This is a genomic window from Coprobacter sp. (genome assembly GCF_982436375.1).
Window position 1 is genome coordinate 1 of record NZ_CEWDCG010000168.1, and the last position, 6864, is coordinate 6864.

The following is a 6864-nucleotide window of genomic DNA, read 5'->3' on the forward strand; positions in this document are numbered from 1 at the left end:
TTCTATTATTAATATTAATTATTTATTTTGTTGGTCCAACGCAACGTTCAGTTTCAAGACATTTACTTTTGCCGTTCCGAAAAGTCCTAATAATGGAGCTTCGGTATTTTCCTCTACAATTTTACGGACCTTATCTTCTTGCATACCCCGAGCTTTTGCTACTCGTTTTATTTGCACTTCTGCACTTTGCGGTGTTATGTGAGGATCAAGTCCCGAACCACTGGCTGTTACCATTTCTGCAGGTACTTCATTCCGTTTTAAATAAGGGTGATGCACCAAAAAAGTATCAATACGTACTTCTACGTCTTCGAGATATTCGGGATTTGTAGGACCTTTATTACTTCCGGCAGACGCATCTGCTGTATAATCGGCAGCAGAAGGACGTCCCCAAAAGTAAATATCCTTAGTAAATTTTTGTCCGACATTCGCCGCTCCAACGACTTTTCCATCCAACGTCACAACTTCGGCATTTCCGTTTCCCGGTCCTGCTACTTTGGCAAAAGCCCATAAAACGAAGATGTAGCATAAAGAAAAGAATACACAGAATACCAGCGTTATCTTTATCGATTTCCAAACTATTGATTTCATCTCTATCATTATTATTTAAAAGAATAAACTTACAAACATATCTATCAATTTAATTCCTATAAAAGGCACGATAATACCTCCAAGTCCGTATATCAACAGATTTCTGCGAAGAAGAGCGGATGCCCCTATCGGCTTATACGTTACACCCTTCAAAGCCAGAGGAATTAACGCCGGAATAATCAATGCATTGAATATCACTGCCGAGAGGATAGCCGTTTCAGGACTATGCAGATTCATTATATTTAACGCTGCAAGTTGCGGAATGGCAATCATGAACAGAGCCGGGACAATTGCAAAATATTTTGCCACATCATTCGCAATAGAGAAAGTTGTCAAAGTTCCACGTGTCATCAACAACTGTTTTCCTATCTCCACGATTTCTATCAATTTTGTAGGGTCGTTGTCCAAATCTACCATATTACCGGCTTCTTTAGCAGCTTGTGTCCCACTATTCATAGCAACACCGACATTAGCCTGTGCCAGAGCAGGAGCGTCATTTGTTCCGTCTCCCATCATTGCAACCAACTTGCCGCTGTTTTGCTCTTTCTTGATATATTCCATCTTATCTTCCGGTTTAGCTTCTGCAATATAATCATCAACTCCGGCTTTTGCTGCAATATATTTAGCTGTAAGAGGATTATCCCCGGTCACCATAACGGTCTTCACTCCCATTTTACGCAGACGTTCAAAACGTTCTTGTATTCCCGGCTTAATAATATCTTGCAACTCAATAACTCCTACTACTTTGCGATCTACACTGACAACCAAAGGAGTTCCCCCGTTACTTGAAATCACATTGACCAATTCTTCGGCATCTTTCGGGAATGTATATCCGGCTTGAGTAGTAATCGTACGGATTGCATCAAAAGAACCCTTTCTGATCTGCATACCGTCTTTCATATCTACTCCTGAACACTTTGTTTCGGCAGTAAACCGGATCATCCGTTCTACCATCATACCTTGTCTTGAAGCATTTACATCAAGCCCTTTACCTAACTCAACGATAGATTTACCTTCCGGTGTTTCATCAGAAAGTGAAGAGAGCACACACCATGAAACAAATGTTTTAAAATCTACCGAAGCATCTGTACAATACATTTTCGTCGCTTTCCGGTTACCGATCGTTATCGTACCCGTTTTATCCAAAAGTAATGTGTCTATATCACCGGCAGTCTCAACAGCTTTACCCGATTTCGTAATCACATTAGCCCGCAAAGCACGATCCATACCGGCTATACCAATTGCAGAAAGCAATCCTCCGATCGTCGTAGGGATAAGACAGACAAACAGTGCGATAAGTGATCCGACTGCAATTGTAGCACCGCTATAATCTGCAAACGGTTTTAAGGTTACACAAACAATCACAAAAACAAGAGTAAATCCTGCCAACAATATAGTCAAAGCTATTTCATTCGGTGTTTTTTTACGAGAAGCCCCCTCAACAAGGGCAATCATCTTATCCAAAAAACTTTCACCGGGACGACTCGTCACCAAAACTTTTATAACATCGGAAAGGACCTTAGTACCGCCTGTTACAGAACTCTTATCTCCTCCGGCTTCACGAATGACTGGGGCACTTTCTCCAGTTATTGCACTCTCATCGATAGAAGCCAAACCTTCGATAATTTCCCCGTCTGCCGGAATAACATCTCCGGCTTCGCACAAAAAGATATCTCCTTTTTTCAATTCAGAACTCGGTACGACTTTAATTTTATCTCCAGACAACCTCTTTGCCGGAGTTTTCTCTCTTGTCTTTCTCAAACTATCGGCTTGAGCTTTCCCCCTTGCTTCGGCTATCGCTTCTGCAAAATTGGCAAACAGTAAAGTCACAAACAAGATTATAAATAAAGTCATGTTATACCCAAATGAACCCTGAGTAGGATCAACTAACGAATAGAACGTTATAGGCAACATTAATAGCGTAACGACTTCGACAGTGAACATGATCGGATTTTTAATCATCATGCGCGGATCGAGTTTTACGAACGATTGTTTTATACTTGCTAAAACCTGCTCTTTCTGAAAGAGCGAAGTTGAAATATTCTTTTTCATCTCAGACTCTTAATTAAATATATAAACTTAAATGTTCGGCAATAGTACTTAATGCGTGAACCGGGAAGAAAGACAGTGCTGCAACGATAAAGATAACGGCAAATGTCATAGCGCCGAATGTTGCAGTATCGGTTTTTAACGTTCCGGCACTTTCCGGAATATATTTCTTTTCAGCAAGCAATCCGGCAATTGCAACCTGTCCGACTATCGGAATAAAACGAGAAAGAATCAATACGATACCACAGGTATAGTTCCAGAACATCGTGTTATCTCCTAATCCTTCGAATCCTGAACCGTTATTGGCTGCACAAGAAGTATATTCGTACAACATTTCACTCAACCCATGGAAAGACGGGTTATTCAACCAACCTCCTTCCGATTCTACAAAAGCCGGATTATGAACATATAAATAAGATGCTAAAGCTGTTCCTACCAGAATAACGAACGGATGAAGTAAAGCCACGATCGTTGCGATTTTCATTTCTTTGGCTTCGACTTTCTTTCCTAAAAATTCAGGAGTACGCCCTACCATAAGACCACTGATGAAGACTGCAATGATAATAAATACATAATAGTTCATAAAACCGACGCCGACTCCACCGAACCAAGTGTTGATCTGCATATTCAACATCTCGATCAATCCGCTCAACGGCATCGTACTGTCATGCATACCGTTTACCGAACCATTCGATGTTACAGTTGTGGTAACGCTCCAGAATGCTGTTCCGGCAGCACCCAAACGAACTTCCTTACCTTCCATAGCACCATTTTCCTGGGCTATTCCCATGTTATCGATTGCAGGATTCCCATTCATTTCGTAATAGGTATTAATACCTACCCCGACAATATAAGCAAAGAACATTACGGCAAAAATACTTGCTCCGAACTTTTTCCGTTTCAGATAAAATCCTAAAGCCCATATCATAGCCATCGGAATAATCAATATCGAACAACATTCGAAAATATTGGTCAAGAATGTCGGATTTTCCAACGGATGAGAGGAATTCACTCCGAAATATCCACCTCCATTAGTACCCAATTGCTTAATAGGAACAATTGCTGCGGCAGGTCCTTGCGAAACCATTTGTGTTCCGCCTTCTAATGTATTTACCTCCATTTTTCCGTCAAATCCCATCGGTGTTCCTTCAAGAATCAAAACAAAACCGACAAGTAAGGAAAGAGGTAATAAAATACGTGTACAACTACGTACCAAGAAATACCAGAAGTTCCCGATTGTTTTTGTCGTTTTTGCTGCCATCGCTTTCATTATTCCTGCCATTGCCGCCATACCGGTTGCCGCAGTTATAAATTGGAAAAGCATAATGACAAACAATTGTGTGAAATAAGTCAAACCGCTCTCTCCGCTATAATGCTGAAGATTACAATTTACCATGAAACTGATACATGTATTGAATGCCTGATCAGCCGTCTGGTTAGCATTCCCGTCCGGATTTAACGGCAGCCAATGCTGGGTACACAACAATATCATTCCCCAGAAAAACCAAACTAAATTTAAAACCAATAATGCTTTCAGGAATTGTTTCCAGTTCATTTCTTCTTTCGGATCAACCCCTACCAGCTTATAAATAAAATTTTCTACAGGAGTAAAGAAATCCCAACGACTTTTTTCTCCTTTATATACTTTTGCAATATGTTTCCCCAGCGGATAACTAAATACCAGCAAAATCACAATTTGCAAAACAGATCCTAATATTTCCGTATTCATTTCTATTAACTGTTACGAATTTTAAAACTTTTCGGGATTGACTAGCACATACATCAAATACCCGAACAAAACCAAACTAATAATAAATAAAATTGTGTACATAAAAACTCCTTTCTTTTCAGATTTTCTCAAACCAATCTATACACTTTAAAAAGAGCCAAAAACATGCAGCTCCACTTAAACACATAATAATAAATGATAGCACTTCATTCATATTGTCATTCTTTTTAATTAAACATGCCAGCTTTATAGCGAATGATGTGCCAAAATGGGAAGCAAAATACTACTATACTAAAAATGAACACTTTATATAATTAGGCTATTATAATAAACGGGGTGCAGCCTTTTCATTTTGAAAAGGCTGCACCCCGTTTTGAAAAATGTAATTTCACTCTATAACCCGTACTCTTCTATCTTGCGATAAAGGGTAGTCAACCCGATTTTAAGTAATCGAGCCGCTTCGGTTTTATTTCCTTTAGTATATTCGAGAACACGAATAATATGTAGCTTTTCTATTGACGCCAACTCAAAATCAGAACATGAACTACTTCCGATACTCTTGTTTTCACTTATCTGTTGAATATCAATAGGAAGGTCTGTCGATGTCAGAATCTCCCCATTACAAACAATCATACTACGTTCTATTACATTCCTTAATTCCCGTACATTTCCCTTCCATGTGTACCGACACAACACCTCATAAAAAGAAGAGTCGATCTTCGGAATCGACATACGTAGTTTCTCAGCGAATGATCGTATAAAACTATCTGCCAATAAAGGAATATCTTCGGGATGTTCTCTTAATGCAGGTAACTGTATCCGAAAAACCGACAGCCTGTAAAAGAGATCTTCCCTAAAACTTCCGTTTTCGATTTCTTGTACCAAATCCCTGTTGGTTGCAGCGATGACCCGGACGTTTACTTTCGTCGGCTTCGTTTCCCCAATCTTTATATATTCTCCTGATTCTAAAATACGAAGTAATTTTGCCTGAAGATCATATGCCATCTCTCCGATCTCATCTAAAAAGATAGTACCATTATCAGCCTCTTCAAATAAACCTTTTTTATCCTTTAATGCACCGGTAAAAGCTCCAGCTTTATACCCGAACATTTCACTTTCCAATAATTCTTTACTAAAAGCGGAACAATTGACTGCAACAAAAGACTTCTTATTTCTCAAGCTATTTTTATGTATTGCTTGAGCAAACACTTCTTTTCCCGTTCCGGTCTCTCCGGTCAACAATACCGGAACATCGGTCATACTTACTCTCTTCGCCAAAGATACCGCATCTGAAAGCAAACAGGAACTTCCGATAATAGAGTCAAACGAATATTGTCTCTCATCCATTCGGTCTTCTTTATTTACCGACTTATTTTTAGCAGCTTTTTCCGAAGCTTGACTCAATAAAGGTATAATCCGGTTATTATCATCCCCTTTGGTTATATAATCGAATGCACCGTTTTTAATCGCCTGTACACCATCAGAAATATTACCATGTGCCGTCAACAATATCACCTCCGACATAGGAAACTCTTTTTTCAGACGGACAACAAAGTCTACGCCATTCCCATCAGGAAGAAAAACATCACACAACACGACGTCCGGGACAGCTCTTTTCATTTCGGATAAAGCTGTTTTGCAGTCGGCAGCCTGATAAATTTCATAACCTTCTAATTCGAGCATTCTTGCCAATAGCTTCCGTATCTGGTCTTCATCATCGACAATCAAAATCTTACTCATCTTCATAAAATTATCTTACAGACTGTTTAAAATTTTCCGATAAAACAGATTTAATAAGGTTATTTTTACATTTTCACTTGTCAGATAACCCATTATCATCCTTAAAAGAAACACACAAACCTGCCCTGAGTAAAATTTAGACGACAGGTTCTTAACCGGCAAATATATCATATATTTATCTTACTCCCAAATAAACTATTCTATCCGGGAATATTGACAATCTTCCAAATTCGCCAAACAAGCCACAAAAAAAACGCTCCGAAAACGGAGCGTTTTTCTGTATATGCTGTAAATATTATTCAGCACTTTCTGCAGGAGCAGCTTCAGCAGCAGGAGTCTCTTCGACCGGAGCTTCTTCTGTCGCAGCCGCAGCAGCCTCTGCCTCAGCAGCAGCCTTTTCAGCTTTTTTCTTAGCGACAACCTCAGCAATAGCCTTATTAACTTCTTTTTCTGCTTCAAGGCGTTTCTTTGCATCAGCCTGTTTAGCATCGGCAAGCTTAGCCTTTATAGCTTCAACAGCATTTTGTTTGTTTTTCAACCAGGCTTGGAAACGGGTTTCAGCTTCTTCTAAAGAGAATGCACCTTTTTTGACACCGCCTAACAAGTGTTTTTTCATCAACACGCCTTGTGCAGACAAGATATTACGAGTTGTATCGGTGGGTTGAGCACCGGTTTGAAGCCAATACAAAGCTCTTTCGAAATCCAAATTTATTGTAGCAGGATTAGTGTTCGGATTATAAGAACCTATCCTTTCAATA

Annotated in this window: 6 protein-coding genes; all 6 read right to left on the reverse strand. The window is 39.4% G+C overall.

Translation table 11 applies throughout. The features are described 5' to 3' along the window. Positions 1 to 18: 18 nt before the first annotated feature. Positions 19 to 588 carry a K(+)-transporting ATPase subunit C gene (locus tag AC1WHX_RS09370; RefSeq protein ID WP_122304133.1) on the reverse strand — a complete coding sequence of 190 codons (570 nt, stop codon included), beginning with the start codon at positions 586 to 588 and terminating at the stop codon, positions 19 to 21. Positions 589 to 603: 15 nt separating this feature from the next. Then, positions 604 to 2640, reverse strand: a complete 2037-nt coding sequence (gene kdpB, locus AC1WHX_RS09375; protein WP_481229224.1) for a potassium-transporting ATPase subunit KdpB — start codon at positions 2638 to 2640, stop codon at positions 604 to 606. A 13-nt stretch (positions 2641 to 2653) separates the two neighbouring features. Next, positions 2654 to 4366: a potassium-transporting ATPase subunit KdpA gene (gene kdpA / locus AC1WHX_RS09380; RefSeq protein ID WP_122304115.1), complete on the reverse strand. Its 1713-nt coding sequence runs from the start codon at positions 4364 to 4366 to the stop codon at positions 2654 to 2656. A 21-nt stretch (positions 4367 to 4387) separates the two neighbouring features. Beyond that, a complete protein-coding gene (gene kdpF, locus AC1WHX_RS09385) occupies positions 4388 to 4468 on the reverse strand; it encodes a K(+)-transporting ATPase subunit F (protein WP_081705664.1) in 81 nt (26 codons plus the stop codon). Positions 4469 to 4759: 291 nt separating this feature from the next. Then, entirely contained in the window at positions 4760 to 6106 is a 1347-nt protein-coding gene (locus AC1WHX_RS09390; protein WP_122337262.1) for a sigma-54-dependent transcriptional regulator, read from the reverse strand. Between the two features lie 295 nt (positions 6107 to 6401). Then, positions 6402 to 6864 (reverse strand): 30S ribosomal protein S16 (gene rpsP / locus AC1WHX_RS09395; RefSeq protein ID WP_481229226.1); only part of this gene is annotated, 463 nt, incomplete at its 5' end.